The organism is Brevibacterium senegalense, from assembly GCF_000285835.1.
Classification (GTDB): Bacteria; Actinomycetota; Actinomycetes; order Actinomycetales; family Brevibacteriaceae; genus Brevibacterium; species Brevibacterium senegalense.
This window is the reverse complement of record NZ_HE978600.1, coordinates 546,050-561,332: the sequence shown is the minus strand read 5'-3', so window position 1 is coordinate 561,332 and position 15,283 is coordinate 546,050. Positions and strand designations below refer to the sequence as shown.

The following is a 15,283-nucleotide window of genomic DNA, read 5'->3' as shown; positions in this document are numbered from 1 at the left end:
GGTGGCACTATGGCAGAGTTCATTTACACCATGCACAAGGCGCGCAAGGCGCACGGTGACAAGGTCATCCTCGACGATGTGTCGATGTCGTTCTACCCCGGAGCGAAGATCGGCATGGTCGGCCCCAACGGCGCCGGCAAGTCCACGATCCTCAAGATCATGGCGGGCCTCGATCAGCCCTCCAACGGTGAGGCCCGGTTGAGCCCCGGCTACACCGTGGGCATCCTCCTCCAGGAGCCCCCGCTCAACGAGGAGAAGACGGTCCGCGGCAACGTGGAGGAGGCCGTCGCGGACATCAAGGGCAAGCTGGACCGCTTCAACGCGATCTCGGAGGAGATGTCCAGTCCGGACGCGGACTTCGACGCGCTCATGGAGGAGATGGGCAAGCTCCAGGAGGCGATCGACAACGCGGACGCCTGGGACCTCGACTCCCAGCTGGAGCAGGCGATGGAGGCGCTGCGCTGCCCGCCCGGCGACATGGAGGTCACCCACCTCTCCGGCGGTGAGCGACGCCGCGTCGCACTGTGCAAGCTGCTGTTGGAGAAGCCGGACCTCCTGCTGCTCGACGAGCCCACGAACCACCTGGACGCGGAGTCCGTGCTCTGGCTGGAGCAGCACCTGTCGTCCTACCCCGGCGCCGTCATCGCGATCACCCACGACCGGTACTTCCTGGACCACGTCGCGGAATGGATCGCGGAGGTCGACCGCGGCCACCTCTACCCGTACGAGGGCAACTACTCGACGTACCTGGAGAAGAAGCAGGAGCGCCTCCAGGTGCAGGGCAAGAAGGACCAGAAGCTGCAGAAGCGCCTCAAGGAGGAGCTCGAGTGGGTCCGGTCGAACGCCAAGGCCCGCCAGACCAAGTCGAAGGCCCGTCTGGCCCGGTACGAGGAGATGGCCGCAGAGGCGGAGAAGACCAGGAAGCTCGACTTCGAGGAGATCCAGATCCCGCCGGGCCCCCGCCTGGGCAGCCTGGTCATCGAGGCGGAGAACCTGCAGAAGGGCTTCGACGGACGCACCCTCATCGACGGTCTGTCGTTCTCGCTGCCGCCCAACGGCATCGTGGGCGTCATCGGCCCCAACGGCGTGGGCAAGTCGACGCTCTTCAAGACGATCGTGGGGATGGAGGAGCTGGACGGCGGCAGCCTCAAGATCGGCGACTCCGTCAAGATCTCCTACGTCGACCAGTCCCGCGGCGGCATCGACCCGGACAAGTCCCTGTGGGACGTCGTGTCCGACGGGCTCGACTTCATCCAGGTGGGCAACGTGGAGATGCCCTCGCGCGCCTACGTGTCCGCGTTCGGCTTCAAGGGCCCGGACCAGCAGAAGAAGGCCGGCGTGCTGTCCGGCGGTGAGCGCAACCGCTTGAACCTGGCCCTCACCCTCAAGCAGGGCGGCAACCTGCTGCTCCTCGATGAGCCCACCAACGACCTGGACGTCGAGACCCTGGGCTCGCTGGAGAACGCGCTGCTCGAGTTCCCGGGCTGCGCCGTGGTCGTGTCCCACGACCGCTGGTTCCTGGACCGCGTCGCGACCCACATCCTCGCGTGGGAGGGCACGGACGAGAACCCGGCTTCCTGGTACTGGTTCGAGGGCAACTTCGAGTCCTACGAGAAGAACAAGGTCGAGCGCCTGGGCGAGGATGCGGCACGTCCGCACCGCATGACCCACCGTCGCCTCACGCGCGACTGACGCAGGGCGATAGCAGAGGAGGGGCACCCCGTCACGGGGTGCCCCTCCTCTGTCACATATGCCGGGCCGCGTTCGCCGCGGGCCCCGCCCGAGGCCCCGGTCAGCTGCGCTTGAGGCGCACCATCCCCTGCTGGGTGGCGTGCGCGACGAGGCGCCCGTCCCGCGCGTAGACGCTGGCGGTGCCCAGCGCGCGGCCGTTGTTGGAGCGGGGCCCCTCCAGGTCGAACAGCAGCCAGTCGTCCACGTGGACGGGCGTGTGCCACCACATCGCGTGGTCGAGGCTCGCCATCCGCAGCTCCTCCGTGTACCAGGGGATCCCGTGCACGCGCAGGGTGGGCTCCAGCAGGTTGTAGTCTGCGGCGTACGCGAGTGCCGCGGCGTTGCGCACCCGATCGTCGCCGAAGGGCGCCACCGCCTTGATCCACATCCGCTCCCGCGACGTCCGCTCGCCGGAGAACGTCGTCTGGATCGCCGGCTCCGCCGGTCGGATCTCGAAGGGGCGCTTGAAGACCCAGCCCTCGAGCAGCGGATGGTCGCCCCCGCGCAGATGATCGGCCAGCGACGGCAGCTCCTCCGGCTGCGGCACGTCCAGCGGCATCGGCTCCTGGTGGTCGAGGCCCTCCTCGTCGCGCTGGAACGAGGCCATGCCGGTGAAGATGGGGGCGCCGTCCTGGTAGGCCTGGACGCGGCGGGCGGAGAACGAGCCGCCGTCGCGCAGCACCTCGACGCCGAAGGTGAGGTCGGAGTGGATGGAGCCGGCCCGCAGGAAGTACCCGTGGAACGAGTGGATGGGGCGATCCTCCGCCACGGTCGCAGAGGTCGCGACGACGCACTGCGACAGCACCTGTCCACCGAACAGGCGTCCGCCCGGCTTGGGCTGGTTCCATCCCTGGAAGCTGTGCTCCTCGCCGCCCGCGCCCGGACCATCGAGCCTGCGCAGGTCGAGCACCCGGTCGAGCTCGTCGATCGTCGCCTGATTCTCCACTGTTCCCTCCACCTCGCGGTGCGCGACCGCGTCGACTGCGCAGGAACCGATGATACCCCGCGCCCTGATCGTTCGTTCAGGTGCCCGGGGGAGCGTCCCAGCTCACCGGCCCGGGGAAGGGTCCCCGACCGGCGAGGTGGCAGGATGGGGGACATGGATCAGACCTCGGCGCCGCTCACGAACCCGCTCATCCCGGGCCGCTTCACCCGCGTGCTCCTGGAGCTCCGGTGGGGCGACATGGACGCGTACGGGCACGTGAACAATGTGACGCAGCTGCGGCTGCTCGAGGAGGCCCGCGTGCGCGCCTTCGGTTCGCCCACCGCCTCCCGCGATGCGGCGAACATCGAGGTTCCGGGTGCCGGCACCGTGATCCTGGGTGAGGGCCTGCCGGACATCCTGGGCCGTGCCAGCGCGGACACGGACCTGCTGGTCCTCTCGCACCGGATCGAGTACCGGGCGCCCGTGCCGTACCGCGAGGGTCCCGTCGCGATCGACTGCGTCGTCTCCGGCGTCAGCCCCGTCTCCATGACGGTCGGCTACGTCATCGCGGAGCCGGACGGCTCCATCGCCTACACGGTCGCGGAGACGGAGGTCGTCTTCGTCGACTCCCGTACCGGGCGGGCCCGTCGCATCCGCGACGACGAGCGCGCGGAGATCGCCGCGCACGTGACCGACCCGGTGACGCTCCGGCATGTCTGAGCGACTGCTGGTCCCGGCCCACCACACCGCCCTCGCGGATTGGCGGACGCTCCTGCAGCGTGCCGTGCACGCGGATCCGGACGCCGCGATGCGCCTGAGCGTCCAGGGCGACGTCCTCGTCCTCACGGTCGCACCCCTGCATCCTTCGGGCCTGGGGGACACGATGCCGCTGGTCCTGGGGATGCGCACGCTGCGACTCCAGAACCCGGCCCTCGACGGCCTCGACGTGGTCGTGGAGGCGCGGGCACTGCTGGACCGGTTCGCCCGGCTGGAGGAGCCCCGCCCGCTGGACCTGCTGGAGCAGGGGACCGGACTCCCGGACGGACCGGTGCCGGAAGCCGGTCCCGGCGCCGCATCCGGTCCGATCCCGGGGATCACCGTGCCCCCCGCCGAGGTCCGGACCCCGTGGGCGGGCATCGCACCTCCCCGAGGACCCTGGGAACCCGTGGGCACCGTGACCGCGTCCAGCCTGCGGGCTGCTGCGGCCACGGGCATCGAGGAGATCGCGACGGGTGCGCCGGAAGGTTCGGGCGGTCACGCGGTCGACGCGCTGCGCCGGCGCGTGTGGGCGCGCACCGCCCTCGAGGTCGCTGGCGCCCACGACGGTCCGTCGCCCAGATCCGTCCCCGTCGTCGCGGGTGCCGCCTTCGGCGCACACGTGCTGGGCTTCCTGCCGGAGTCCGGTCAGGCCGCGCTGCTGCGCAGCGGGCCCTGGACGCGCCTCACCCTGCCGGGCGGTCACATCCTCATGCGGTGAGGGGTGCGCATGACAGCGCACCCGCGTCAGAGCAGCGGACCCGGAGGCTGACGGTCGCCGTCGGCGGTGTTGACCATCGCGGTGGCCGCCCGCTGGAAGTAGTCCCACATGAGCTCGTCATGCAGGGGCGCCAGGTCGATCGAGTCGAGGGCCGCCCGCATGTGCGTGAGCCAGCGGTCGCGGGCGTCGAACGTGACGGGGAAGGGCATGTGCCGCATCCGCAGACGCGGGTGCCCGCGCTGCTCCGAGTACGTCGTGGGGCCTCCGAAGTACTGCTCGAGGAACGCCTGGAGGCGCCATTTCGCACCGTCCAGATCGTGCCCCTCCGGGTACATCGCGATGAGCTCCGCGTCTTGGTCGACGCCCGCGTAGAACGCATCGACGAGGGCGGTGAACGTCGCGTGTCCGCCCACCTGCTCGAAGATGCTGGCGGGCCTGCCCACCGGGATGAGCCGGGGCTCGGTCATGTCGTGCTCTCCTCTGCTGCGTCCGACCGCTGGGTGGTGCCGCCCGTGGCCGGCGCGGCACCGTGCTGACCGGCCAGCGGGGAGTCGGGCATCGTGCGGATGACCGCCTGGCTCCACGGGACGGTCAGCCCGTGCTTGGCCATGTGCTGCTTGAACTCGCCGCGGAAGGCGCGGCTGACGGCGAACTGCTCGCCGGGCTCCGTCTTGATCGTCACGCGGACCGTGACGGCCTCGCCGGAGATGTCCTGCACGCCCAAGATCGTGGGGGCCTCCCACATCGCCTGCGCGAAGTGCGGGTCCTTCCGCAGCGCGTCCGCTGAGTCGTTGATGATGGTCGTGACCGTCTCCTCGTCCGCGTCGTACGGGAACGGCAGATCGAGCAGCGCATTGCCGAAGCCCTGCGAGTAGTTCCCCACGCGCAGGATCTCGCCGTTGCGCACGTGCCAGAGCGTCCCGTCGAGCCCGCGGAGCTTCGTGGTGCGCAGGCCGACCTCCTCGACGGTGCCCTCCGCTTCGCCGGCGTCGATGTAATCCCCGATCCCGTACTGGTCCTCGATAACGATGAAGAAGCCCGCGAGGTAGTCCTTCACGAGGGTCTGGGCGCCGAAGCCCAGCGCGATGCCGGCGATTCCGGCGGACGCCAGGATGGGGGCGAGGTCGAAGCCCAGCTCCGTCAGCACCATCAGTGTGGCGAGCAGCCAGATGACGATCGCCGCGATCGACTGGAGGAGCGACCCGACCGTCGCGGAGCGCTGGACCCGCCTGGTGCGCGCCGCAGCGTCCGCTGCGCCCGACTGCCTCGTCTCGCCCTTGGCGGCGCCGCGCTTCGAGTGCCCCTCCGCGATCGACCGGGCGAACCGGTGGATCAGCCTGCGGGCCACGAAGGTGAGGACGATCGCGACGAGGATGATGACGGCGACGCGCAGCCCCGTGCCCGTGAGGAACTCGAGCCCGCTCGAGGCGCCCTCCTCGACGGAGCGCTGCACATCGTCGACGGAGACGGGTGAGCGGCTGGGATCCGGTGTCGCCGAACCCCAGGGATCGCCGGAGGGGTCAGCGGTGGGCGTCTGCGTGGCCGCCACCACGCTCAGAGCGCGGTCCGGCAGCAGCGACGCAAGGGAGTGGAGGGATAGTGGTGTCATACGGGGCCCAGGCTAGTGGCGCTTCCTGGACACGGACCTCAGACTCCTTCTCGATCCTGAGAGGACGCTTGGTCTGCCGCTTCCGAGTGCGCGCCGGGCACTTCCGACTGCGCCGCGTCCGTCGCCTGCGCTCGCAGGGCGCGCAGGGACGTGTCGAGGTTCTCGCGCATGAGGCGCACCAGGCCCTTGGGCGCCTTCGGATGTGATTCGATCCACGCCTCGGTCGCCCGGACCGACCGCTCCGAGGCCGGCGGGTGCAGGGCCAGAGTGAGGGTCTGCGCCACCTCGAGGGTGCGCGACTCCCACCAGCCGGTGACCCGGTCGAAGTACTCGCGGCCGAAGTCCGTGAGCGGATCCGCTGCGGGGATGAGTCGTCCGTCGTCGCCCTCCAGTCCGCGGGCGAAACCGCGGGAGATCGCCCCGATCATCGCGTTGGGCAGCGACCGGTCCTCGACCAGATCGACGAACGCCCGCGTCTTCGCCTTCGAGGTGGGACGGGCGGCGCGTGCGGTCGCCGCGGCGCGCTGGCCGGCGGCCGTGCCGTCCGTGCGCAGGTGCGCCGCGATCCTCTCATCGCTCCAGCGGTCCAGCGAGGCCAGGGCCGCGACGATCGTCCAGCCCAGGTCCGTATCGATGTCCAGACCCAGGCCCTCGCCCAGCGTGCCCCGGTCCAGTACCTGCTCCAGCCGGTCCGCGTGCTCCTGGGTGCAGGCGTGCAGGCAGAACGCCTGGAACAGCTGCAGCTGCTGATCCGAGCCCGCGGGCACGCCGCCGTTCGCCAGGTCCCACAGCCGGTCGGCCACCTGGGCGCGCAGTGCACCGCGGCGCTCCGGCGGGACATACGTCGTCAGGGCGGTCGCCAGCTGGCGCAGCTGGACGAGCAGGCCGGACGAGTGGGTGAGTGCCGGCAGATGGTCCAGGAGCAGCCGGATGTAGTCGGACGCCGCCTGCTCCCCGTCGCGCACGGCGTCCCACAGGGACGACAGGACCAGCAGCTGGGTGAGCGAATCGTCGAAGCCGCTCAGGTAGCGGGCGACGACCGCGTGCGAGCCCTCGTCCAACCGGACCTTCGCGTAGGTGAGGTCGCCGTCGTTGGGGACGACGACCTCGGCGGCGGTGGCCTCCTGCGGGACCGGCACCTGCACGGATTCGCCGTCCAGGTCCGTCTCCACGTGCGCCAGCCGGACCAGCCGGTCCGCGTCGTCCAGGCCGTAGAAGCCCACCGCCAGGCGGTGGGGGCGCAGGCTGGGGACGGGCTGGCCCGGGATGATGTGGGGCTCCTGGGTGAGCGTGACGGAGGTGAGCGCGCCGCTCCCGTCCCTCTCCGGCAGCGCGCGGATGACGTTGACACCGGACTCCTCGAGCCACAGCTTCGACCACGCGCGCAGGTCGCGGCCGGAGACGGCCTCGAGGGGGCGCAGCAGATCGTCCAGCTCCGTGTTCGACCACGCGTGGGTGTGGAAGTACGACTGGAGGCCCGCGAAGAACTCGTGGGGACCCACGTAGGCGACGAGTGCCCGCAGGACGGCGGCGCCCTTCGCGTAGGTGATGCCGTCGAAGTTGACCTCGACGTCCTCCAGGTCCTCGATCTGCGCGACGATGGGGTGCGTCGACGGCAGCTGGTCCTGCCGGTAGGCCCACGACTTCTCCAGCGTCGCGAAGGTGGTCCAGGCGTCCGTGAACCGCGTGGCCTCCGCGGCGGCGAGCGTCGACATGAACTCCGCGAACGACTCGTTCAGCCAGAGGTCGTTCCACCAGCGCATCGTCACGAGGTCGCCGAACCACATGTGGGCCAGCTCGTGGAGGACCGTGATCGCGCGGCGCTCGACCATCGCCTGCGTGGGACGGGAGCGGAAGACGTAGTCCTCGAGGAAGGTGACCGCCCCGGCGTTCTCCATCGCGCCGGCGTTGAACTCCGGGACGAAGAGCTGGTCGTACTTCTCGAACGGGTAGGCGACGCCGAAGCGGGACTCGAAGAACTCGAACCCCGCGCGGGTGAGGTCGAAGAGGTCGTCCGCGTCCAGGTGCTGCGCCAGGGAGGCGCGGCAGTAGAGGCCCAGCGGCACCTCCGTGCCGTCGGAGCTGGTGAGCGTCGAGTGGACGGAGGAGTAGGGGCCGGCGACGATCGCCGTGATGTAGCTGGAGATGCGTGCGGTGGGGGCGAACTGCCACACGCTCAGGCCGGTGCCGGGGATGCCCAGTGCGGCGGCGTCCGGGTGACCGGACGCCTCGACCGCCTGCGGGGCGGGGGAGTTGCTCACGACCGTCCAGTGGGACGGAGCCAGCACCGTGAAGGTGAAGCTCGCCTTGAGGTCCGGCTGCTCGAAGACGGCGAAGACGCGGCGGGAGTCCGGGACCTCGAACTGGGTGTAGAGGTAGGTCTCGTCGTCCACGGGGTCGACGAAGCGGTGGAGGCCCTCTCCGGTGTTCATGTAGGTGAAGCGGCCGTCGACGGTGACGACGTTGTCCTGTGCCAGGTGGGTGAGGGCGATCCGTCCGTCCTGCACGTGGGCAGCGGGGTCCAGCTCCTCGCCGTTGAGCACCAGCCGGTCGACGCTGTCGCAGATCGCGTCCAGGAAGGTGCCCTCGCCCGTCGTGGAGGTGAAGGACACGGTCGTGACGGACCGGAACGTGGGGCCGGTCCCGTCCAGGACCAGCGTGATGTCGTACGAGCGCACCTCCAGGGCCGCGGCCCGCTCCTGGGCCTCCGCGCGAGTGAGGTTGTGCTGGGGCATGGATCCTCCGGTCGACCGGCGCCCTACGCTTGTGGAGAGCCGCAGGGGCGCGCACGTGTGGAACGAGGCGGGTGAGCGCCCGCACACGTCATTCTGTCACGCTGCCCGCACACGCGAGCGTAGGGTGAGGGGGACAGACCGAACTGATCCCTGTGGGAGGAAACTGTGGCTGCTGCGACTCTCGATTTCTGGTTCGACCCGATCTGCCCGTGGGCGTGGATGACGTCCCGCTGGGCGCTGGAGGTGGAGAAGGTCCGCGACGTCGAGGTGGTCTTCCACCAGATGAGCCTGTCCGTGCTGAACGAGGGTCGCGATGACCTGCCGGAGGAGTACAGGGAGAAGATGGTCGAGGCCATCAAGCCCGCCCGCGTCATCACCGCCGCGCGCGTGGAGCACGGCGAGGGCGTCGTCCGCGACCTCTACACCGCGATCGGCACGCGCATCCACCCGGGTGGGCAGGAGGACTGGATGGTCGCCGTCGCCGAGGCCCTGGACGAGGTGGGTCTGCCGGCCTCCCTCCTCGAGGCGGCCCAGTCGGATCGCTACGACGAGCAGCTGCGCGCCTCGCACCACGAGGGCATCTCGAAGGTGGGCGAGGATGTGGGCACCCCCGTCGTCGCGGTGGGCGACGTCGCGTTCTTCGGTCCGGTGGTCACCCCGGCACCCAAGGGCGAGGACGCCGGCCGTCTGTTCGACGGCGTGCTGGCCGTCGCGCGGACGCCCGGGTTCTTCGAGCTCAAGCGCACCCGCACGTCCGGCCCGGTCTTCGACTGATCGTCACGACCACAACCCCGCCCCACCACCTCGAAGGGACCACCATGCAGATCCACCTGGGCACCGACCACGCAGGATACGAGTTCAAGGAGACCCTCAAGACGCACCTGACCGATGCCGGTCACGAGGTCATCGACCACGGTGCGCTCGAGTACGACGCGCTCGACGACTACCCGTCGTTCTGCATCGCCGCCGCCGAGGCCGTGGTCGCCGCCCGTGCGGACGGCACCGAGGCGCTGGGCGTCGTGATCGGCGGGTCCGGCAACGGCGAGCAGATCGCCGCGAACAAGGTGACGGGCGCTCGCTGTGCACTGGCCTGGAACGAGGAGATCGCGAAGCTCGCCCGCGAGCACAACGACGCCTGGGTCGTGTCCGTGGGTGCGCGCCAGCATCCGGAGGCGGACGCGCTGGCGATCGTCGACGCGTTCCTCGCGACCCCGTACAGCGGCGATGAGCGCCACACGCGCCGCATCTCGCAGATCGCGGACTACGAGGCGCGCTGAGCGGAGCCTCCTGGTCCGCGAGCACCACGCGCTCGTTGAGGTGTGACTACACGCCCGACTTCCACGGAATCTCGGGCGTGTAGTTACACCTCAGTGTGTGCAGAGCGCGAACGACGACGGAGTGCGAGGTGGGTGAGGGACTCCAGCGGTCCCTGGCGCATGGCGCCGGGGGCCGCTGTCCGCTGCCAGGCGACTGCGAACGCGACCATCGCAATGACGACGACGAGGAACCCCGCCGCCGTGAGGGCGACCCGGTGGTCCGGGAAGCGTGCGGTGAGTCCCAGGCCCCAGCCGTAGAAGAGGGCTCCGGCCAGCAGGTTCTGACCCACGTAGACACTCAGGGACATCCGCCCCACGGCGGTCGTCCAGCGGCCCGGCAGTGACTCGACCGCCGCGGTGCGTGCGACGTGGGCGACCAGGCCCAACAGGCCCAGCGCCACGAAGGGGGCTGTGAGGTAGCGCTGGATCAGGATGGTCGAGGCCAGTCCGGTCATGCCCAGGACCAGGTCGAACGGAAGGGCGATCGCTCCGATGACCAGGAGGCGGCGGCGCAGACCGGCGCCATCGCTGCGGAAGACCCCGCGGTCGAAGAGGCGGGCGCCCACGAGGAACAGGCAGACGCCCAGTGCGATCGTGAGGACCGGTTCGACGCGGAAGAGCAGCGCGTTGTCCAGCCGGAAGAGCGCGAGGTCCAGGAAGCTGCCGGTCGCGTGGACCGTGGTCGCCGCGTCGAGGTGGGCCGGGGAAGCGGCGGGGTCCGCGGCGGATCCGTCGGCCCCGATGCGCTGCGACTCGTCGAGGAGGACGAGTGCGGCGAGAGCGAGGAGACCGGTGACGTGCACTGCGCCGGCGATCCACGCCCCGATGCGCTGCGACCGGGGTGAGCCCCAGATGAGGGCGGCGACGATGAAGCCGGTGAACGCATAGCCCATGAGGATGTCGAACTCCGCGACGAGCACGAAGTTCACCGTGCCGTCGAGCAGGAGGATGAGGGCGCGGGGCGCATAGGTGCGCAACCACGATCCGCGTGTGCTCTGCGTCTGCGCCCGGCGGTTCCAGGCGGCGAACTGGATCGTGACGCCCATGCCGAAGACCAGCATGAGCAGGGCGAGGAACTTCCCGTTCGCCAGACCTGCGGCCACCCCGTAGACCAGCAGCTCCCCGGCGCCGTCGATGCCCGCGAGCGGATCGACGAGCGTGCCCAGGAGGCCTGCCGGATGGGTGAAGAGCCAGACATTCGTGGCGAAGGTGCCCAGGACCGCGAGCCCGCGCACCAGGTCGAGACCGGCCTCGCGGCGGTGCGTGGGGGCGGGCAGGTCTGGCGGAGGGGCGGCCGTGTCGTTCGTAGGTGCGGTCGTGGTCTGCGGGGAGCAGCTGTGTGCGTCCATACCGGCACAATACGACCGTATGGCGCGCGGTGCAATACACGTGTATGGCTGTGGTCGCGCGGCGACGTAGTGTGGGGGCATGGCAGAGACGAATGAGCCGCGCGGCGGACGCGAGGGGATCCTCGATGCGATCGTGGACGTGATCGCGGATGAGGGGATCGCGAAGGCGAGCGTGCGCACCGTCGCGCAGCGTGCGGGTGTGTCGATCGGTGCCGTCCAGTATCACTTCCGGACGAAGGCGCAGATGCTCGAGGGTGCGATGGCGCGCTTGACGGTGCAGTTCCAGGAGCAGGCGACCGGGCTGTTCGCGGCGTCTGCAGGCGCGGGTGACGGTGATGAGACGAGTGGCAGTGACGAAACGGGCGCCAGTGCCGTCGACAGAGTGGACCGTCGCGAGCCGAGTCCGCAGGAGGCGCGCACTGCCCTGGAGGCGATGTGCGCGAGCCTGGCACTGGTCGACGAGGCCGACAGGCGGCTGGGCGGGGTGTGGCTCGATTTCGTCGCGGCCTCCCGTGTACATGAGGGGCTGAGGCGGATCCACCGGGACGCGTGGGCGGCGCTCCGGGAGGCGTTCGCGTATCTCATCGTCCGGCACACCCCGGACCACCTGGAGCCGCAGCGGGCGGCGGACATGCTCCTGGCGGTCCTGGACGGGCTGGCGGTGTCGCGGATGACGGAACCAGAGCACATGACGGGGGAGTGGGCCTGGGCCGTCTGCGAGGCGACGCTCGCAGCGGTGCTGGACCCCGGCCTCGGCGGGGTGTGACCGGCCGGTCAGCGGGCGTGAGCGGGGAGGGTCAGTACCAGAAGATCGGCAGCCACTGCGGGTGGTGGGCGTGCACGATCGAGAGGAAGACGATGAAGTCGAAGAGCAGGTGCACGGTGATCGTGTACGGCAGCGACTTCGATTTCGTGAAGACGATCGCCTGGACGAGCGCGAACGGGATCGTGAGGGCGGGCCCCCACGCGCGGTAGCCCAGCTCCCACAGGAAGCTCACGAAGATGATCGACGTGACGATGTTCGCCGCCCAGAACGGGAAGTGGCGGTGCAGGAGCGTGAAGATCATGCAGATGAAGAAGAGCTCGTCCCAGATGCCCACCGCGTTGACGCCCACGAAGAGGCGGCCGATCTCGCTGGGGGTCTGGACGGCCGGCCAGTTCTGGTACGCGCCGGAGTGGATGAAGTAGCGCGGCAGGATGAGCCACGCGGCGACGAGGACGAAGGCGAGCCACGCCCATTCGAGGCGGGTCCACGGGCGACCGGTGCGGCGCGGATAGCGGATCGCGTCGTCGCGCAGCAGGTGCCGGTGGACGAGGTAGGGGATGACGACCGCCGCGGTGAGGACGCCGCCCATGAGGAAGAACCGCGGCCACGTGATGTCCGCCTCGACGGAGATGGTGTGGACGAGGAGCAGACCCAGTGCGATGACGCCGAGGTCCCGGCCCAGTGGCAGTGACGCCAGCAGTCCCAGCCCCACGCCGACGAGGAGGACGACGTTGCCCCACGGGGACTGGACGCCGAACATGAGGACCGCGCCGGCCGCGACGAGGACGGCGGCGAGGAAACCCGGGCTCAGGATGCGCTGGGGGACGGGCGGGCCCAAGACAGGCCGGGCGGGCGCGGCGGGTTCGTCGGGAGTGCGGGCGTCCATGGTCCCAGCCTAGGAGAATCCGATGCCCGCTGCGGGGCACATGAATGACGAAAGCCGCTGTCGCCAGCGGCTTCAGTCCGGAGGGGATGACGGGAATCGAACCCGCACCATCAGTTTGGAAGACTCCTCAACAACGTTTCATCGTGCCTGGTCAGGCCGGGTCTCTGCGGTGGTTTGGGCCGTCCGCGTGACCTTATGTGACCTAAGTGTACCCATGGAGTCCGCACGCGCTAGGTCACGTTAGGTCACGACTTAGGTCACGCGCGCAGGTGCGGCGGCGACCACTCGAGACGACGCCTGCGGCACGACGACGGACCGCTGGCGAATCGCCAGCGGCCCGGTGTGCGTCGTCGCGGTGGTGCGGCCGGCTACAGCGGCTCGAGGTCGGCGGCGGCTCGGATGGACGCGGGATCGGAGCGACGGTCGAACTCGGCGCGGATCGCACGGTACTCGGCTGCGGTCGTCGCGTAGTCGGCGCGCGGCGGCGTGTGCGTCAGGCGCAGGGTCAGCACCTCGAGTCGCGCGACGAGCACCGCCCACGGGGCGCTGCGCAGCGTGGCGGGGGTCAGGGGCTTTCGAGAGTTCACGGGTGGTCCTTTCAGATGACGGCTCGGAGATTGCCGCGCTGCGCGCCGTAGCGCACCGCCGCAGGCGTGGGCGGGGTCGGCTGCGGCTCGGGATTGGCCGGCGGTGCCAGCAGGGCGTCGAGGCGGTCGGCCAGGGCGCGGTCGCGGTCGGCTGCGGCGTGCTGGTAGAGCGACGCGGCCCGTGCAGTCGAGTGGCCGATGCGGGCCTGCAACTCGGCCTGCGTCGCACCGGCCTGGGCGGCGAGCGTCGCGCCGGTGTGGCGCAGGTGGTGCCACGTCACGTCAGGCCGGCGGATGCGGTCGCGCGCAGCACGCAGGACGGCAGAGCGGGCAGAGGCGGTCACGGGGTTGCCATGTGCCGTCGTGAACACCAGCGCGGCGGCCTCGGCTGCGGTGTGCGCCTCGAGGTGGGCGGCCAGCGCACCGGCGGCGACCGCAGGCAACGTGACGGTGCGGCGGCCGGCGGCGGACTTCGGCGGGCCGAACGTGACCGGCTGGCCGGGGACTTCGACCAGCGTGCGAGTGACCGTGAGCGTGCCGGCGGCGGTGTCCACGTCTGACCGGCGCAGCGCGAACAACTCACCGGGGCGTAGGCCCGACCACGCGGCGACCAGCACGGCCGTGCTGTAGCGCGAGGGGACGGCGGCTGCGAGCGCCGCAATGTCGGCCAGTGCCAACGGCCTGCGTTCGCGGTGCGGTGCGGTGGCCGCACCCTTGATGTGCGCAGGGTTGGCCGGCAGCAGGCCGTCGCGGACGGCTTGGGCGAGGACGGTGCGCAGCAGGCGGTACGCGCCGGCGGCCGCCGTCCGTCCGGCCGTGCTGTCGTCGTGCTGACCGGTCGAGGCATCGGGAGCACCGGCAGCGCGCCAGGCCTCGAGCACCGATGCGGGCAGACGGCCGGTGCCGTTGACCTCGAGGCCGGCCCGCGTCGCCCAGAGTCGTGCGGGGTGGCCGCCGCGTCGGCTGGCACCGCGCGTGCGCTGCGCGAGCGCGTCGTGCCGGGTGTGCTCGAGCAGCGCAGCATGCCACGAGCGAATGAGCGAGGGCGTGAGCGCAGACAGCGGCATGCCGGTGAGGTCCACGCGGGCGGTGGTGCCAACGGGACGCAGCAGCCACGAGTCGGCCGTGCGCTGGTAGAGGTCGAGCGTGCGCGGACGCAGTGTCGAGGCTGCGTGCGCGAGGTACGTGCGCACGTACTCACCGAACGGCAGCGGCTCGGGACGCACGGCCTGCGTGGTCCCGGCGAGCAGTTCGGCGTGCACGCGGGTCAAGTACTCCCGTGCGAGTCGTTGGGTCTCGAATGTCGTGGGCGCGGTGTGCCGGGAACCGTCCGGCAATGTGTAGCGGGCGCGGAACCGGCCCGACGGCAGGCGACTGACCGTGCCGAACGCAGCGCGGGCGCGGCGGCTCACGGCCGGCCGTTCTCGAGTCGGGTCGAGGCGTCGAACGTGATGCGGTGGGCCTCGAGGTCGAACCCTGGCAGTGGAAGCGCCGGGGTGTCGACGGGCGGCAGGTACTTGTCGCACTGCTTGTCGAGCCGGGTATGGCACGACCTGCACAGTGGCAAGTAGTCGGCAGGTTCGACTGAGTAGTGCCGTTGCTTGGAGATGAGGCAATGCGTCGCGTGGCCGGGGATAAGCGACCAGTGCTCTGCAAGTTTGACACAACCGACGCGGGCGCAGCGGTAGTTCCACGCTGCGCCGCGTTCCTTGCGAATGCGGTCGTGCGCACCATCCACGCCGATCCTGGCGTCCTTGAACGCGGGGTGCGCTGCGCCGGCCGGCCGCACGTGCTCGAGCGGGCCGGCGGCCCTGTTCTTGAGGTAGTGCGTTCGGCAGTACGGTTGCGCGCGGCGGCTCACGTCCTCGGAGCAGCCGTCCTCGGCGCACAGCACTAAAGCCG

The 15,283-nt window shown here is 70.5% G+C and carries 15 protein-coding genes; 6 read left to right on the top strand and 9 right to left on the bottom strand.

Translation table 11 applies throughout. The features are described 5' to 3' along the window. Nucleotides 1–9: 9 nt before the first annotated feature. Nucleotides 10–1,692: an energy-dependent translational throttle protein EttA gene (ettA, locus tag HGBR_RS02655; RefSeq protein ID WP_019157779.1), complete on the top strand. Its 1,683-nt coding sequence runs from the start codon at nucleotides 10–12 to the stop codon at nucleotides 1,690–1,692. A 100-nt stretch (nucleotides 1,693–1,792) separates the two neighbouring features. On the opposite strand, the gene HGBR_RS02650 is transcribed toward ettA, so the two are convergent. After that, nucleotides 1,793–2,677: an acyl-CoA thioesterase gene (locus HGBR_RS02650; protein ID WP_019157778.1), complete on the bottom strand. Its 885-nt coding sequence runs from the start codon at nucleotides 2,675–2,677 to the stop codon at nucleotides 1,793–1,795. A 153-nt stretch (nucleotides 2,678–2,830) separates the two neighbouring features. Between HGBR_RS02650 and HGBR_RS02645 the strand changes: the two genes are divergently transcribed. Then, nucleotides 2,831–3,376, top strand: coding sequence for an acyl-CoA thioesterase (locus tag HGBR_RS02645; RefSeq protein WP_019157777.1), 546 nt, complete (start codon nucleotides 2,831–2,833; stop codon nucleotides 3,374–3,376). Continuing rightward, nucleotides 3,369–4,133, top strand: a complete 765-nt coding sequence (locus tag HGBR_RS02640) for a DUF8185 domain-containing protein (RefSeq protein ID WP_019157776.1) — start codon at nucleotides 3,369–3,371, stop codon at nucleotides 4,131–4,133. Before HGBR_RS02645 ends, HGBR_RS02640 begins: the two co-directional genes overlap by 8 nt. A 26-nt stretch (nucleotides 4,134–4,159) precedes the next feature. Here HGBR_RS02640 and HGBR_RS02635 read toward each other — a convergent pair whose 3' ends face one another. Genes HGBR_RS02635 through pepN form a run of 3 tightly spaced genes read right to left on the bottom strand, consistent with a single transcriptional unit; the run spans nucleotide 4,160 to nucleotide 8,477 of the window. Next, nucleotides 4,160–4,600: a globin gene (locus HGBR_RS02635; RefSeq protein WP_019157775.1), complete on the bottom strand. Its 441-nt coding sequence runs from the start codon at nucleotides 4,598–4,600 to the stop codon at nucleotides 4,160–4,162. Beyond that, nucleotides 4,597–5,742 carry a mechanosensitive ion channel family protein gene (locus HGBR_RS16140; RefSeq protein WP_019157774.1) on the bottom strand — a complete coding sequence of 382 codons (1,146 nt, stop codon included), beginning with the start codon at nucleotides 5,740–5,742 and terminating at the stop codon, nucleotides 4,597–4,599. Before HGBR_RS16140 ends, HGBR_RS02635 begins: the two co-directional genes overlap by 4 nt. A gap of 38 nt (nucleotides 5,743–5,780) precedes the next feature. Beyond that, entirely contained in the window at nucleotides 5,781–8,477 is a 2,697-nt protein-coding gene (pepN, locus tag HGBR_RS16135; protein ID WP_019157773.1) for an aminopeptidase N, read from the bottom strand. 165 nt (nucleotides 8,478–8,642) lie between these two features. Between pepN and HGBR_RS02620 the strand changes: the two genes are divergently transcribed. Continuing rightward, complete coding sequence (locus HGBR_RS02620) at nucleotides 8,643–9,251, top strand: mycothiol-dependent nitroreductase Rv2466c family protein (protein ID WP_019157772.1); 609 nt, start codon at nucleotides 8,643–8,645, stop codon at nucleotides 9,249–9,251. A 44-nt stretch (nucleotides 9,252–9,295) separates the two neighbouring features. Then, nucleotides 9,296–9,754: a ribose-5-phosphate isomerase gene (locus tag HGBR_RS02615; protein WP_019157771.1), complete on the top strand. Its 459-nt coding sequence runs from the start codon at nucleotides 9,296–9,298 to the stop codon at nucleotides 9,752–9,754. Nucleotides 9,755–9,837: 83 nt separating this feature from the next. Here HGBR_RS02615 and HGBR_RS02610 read toward each other — a convergent pair whose 3' ends face one another. Next, nucleotides 9,838–11,142 (bottom strand): DUF418 domain-containing protein, encoded by a 1,305-nt coding sequence (locus HGBR_RS02610; protein ID WP_019157770.1) that lies wholly within the window; start codon nucleotides 11,140–11,142, stop codon nucleotides 9,838–9,840. A gap of 79 nt (nucleotides 11,143–11,221) precedes the next feature. Here HGBR_RS02610 and HGBR_RS02605 point away from each other — a divergent pair, with 79 nt between their 5' ends. Further along, nucleotides 11,222–11,908 (top strand): TetR/AcrR family transcriptional regulator, encoded by a 687-nt coding sequence (locus HGBR_RS02605; RefSeq protein ID WP_019157769.1) that lies wholly within the window; start codon nucleotides 11,222–11,224, stop codon nucleotides 11,906–11,908. A 31-nt stretch (nucleotides 11,909–11,939) separates the two neighbouring features. Here HGBR_RS02605 and HGBR_RS02600 read toward each other — a convergent pair whose 3' ends face one another. From HGBR_RS02600 to HGBR_RS02585, 4 genes are all read right to left on the bottom strand, one after another. Further along, complete coding sequence (locus HGBR_RS02600) at nucleotides 11,940–12,794, bottom strand: CPBP family intramembrane glutamic endopeptidase (protein WP_019157768.1); 855 nt, start codon at nucleotides 12,792–12,794, stop codon at nucleotides 11,940–11,942. A 368-nt stretch (nucleotides 12,795–13,162) separates the two neighbouring features. Then, nucleotides 13,163–13,381, bottom strand: coding sequence for a hypothetical protein (locus HGBR_RS02595; protein ID WP_019157767.1), 219 nt, complete (start codon nucleotides 13,379–13,381; stop codon nucleotides 13,163–13,165). A gap of 11 nt (nucleotides 13,382–13,392) precedes the next feature. Then, complete coding sequence (locus HGBR_RS16130) at nucleotides 13,393–14,793, bottom strand: site-specific integrase (protein WP_019157766.1); 1,401 nt, start codon at nucleotides 14,791–14,793, stop codon at nucleotides 13,393–13,395. Then, entirely contained in the window at nucleotides 14,790–15,275 is a 486-nt protein-coding gene (locus HGBR_RS02585) for a hypothetical protein (RefSeq protein WP_019157765.1), read from the bottom strand. Before HGBR_RS02585 ends, HGBR_RS16130 begins: the two co-directional genes overlap by 4 nt. Between the last annotated feature and the right edge of the window lie 8 nt (nucleotides 15,276–15,283).

Excerpts from the sequence above, each read along its gene's own strand:
- ettA (WP_019157779.1), top strand. The coding sequence starts at position 10 with ATGGCAGAGTTCATTTACACCATGCACAAGGCGCGCAAGGCGCACGGT.
- HGBR_RS02645 (WP_019157777.1), top strand. The coding sequence starts at position 2,831 with ATGGATCAGACCTCGGCGCCGCTCACGAACCCGCTCATCCCGGGCCGC.
- HGBR_RS02640 (WP_019157776.1), top strand. The coding sequence starts at position 3,369 with ATGTCTGAGCGACTGCTGGTCCCGGCCCACCACACCGCCCTCGCGGAT.
- HGBR_RS02635 (WP_019157775.1), bottom strand. The coding sequence starts at position 4,600 with ATGACCGAGCCCCGGCTCATCCCGGTGGGCAGGCCCGCCAGCATCTTC.
- HGBR_RS16140 (WP_019157774.1), bottom strand. The coding sequence starts at position 5,742 with ATGACACCACTATCCCTCCACTCCCTTGCGTCGCTGCTGCCGGACCGC.
- pepN (WP_019157773.1), bottom strand. The coding sequence starts at position 8,477 with ATGCCCCAGCACAACCTCACTCGCGCGGAGGCCCAGGAGCGGGCCGCG.
- HGBR_RS02615 (WP_019157771.1), top strand. The coding sequence starts at position 9,296 with ATGCAGATCCACCTGGGCACCGACCACGCAGGATACGAGTTCAAGGAG.
- HGBR_RS02610 (WP_019157770.1), bottom strand. The coding sequence starts at position 11,142 with ATGGACGCACACAGCTGCTCCCCGCAGACCACGACCGCACCTACGAAC.
- HGBR_RS02605 (WP_019157769.1), top strand. The coding sequence starts at position 11,222 with ATGGCAGAGACGAATGAGCCGCGCGGCGGACGCGAGGGGATCCTCGAT.
- HGBR_RS02600 (WP_019157768.1), bottom strand. The coding sequence starts at position 12,794 with ATGGACGCCCGCACTCCCGACGAACCCGCCGCGCCCGCCCGGCCTGTC.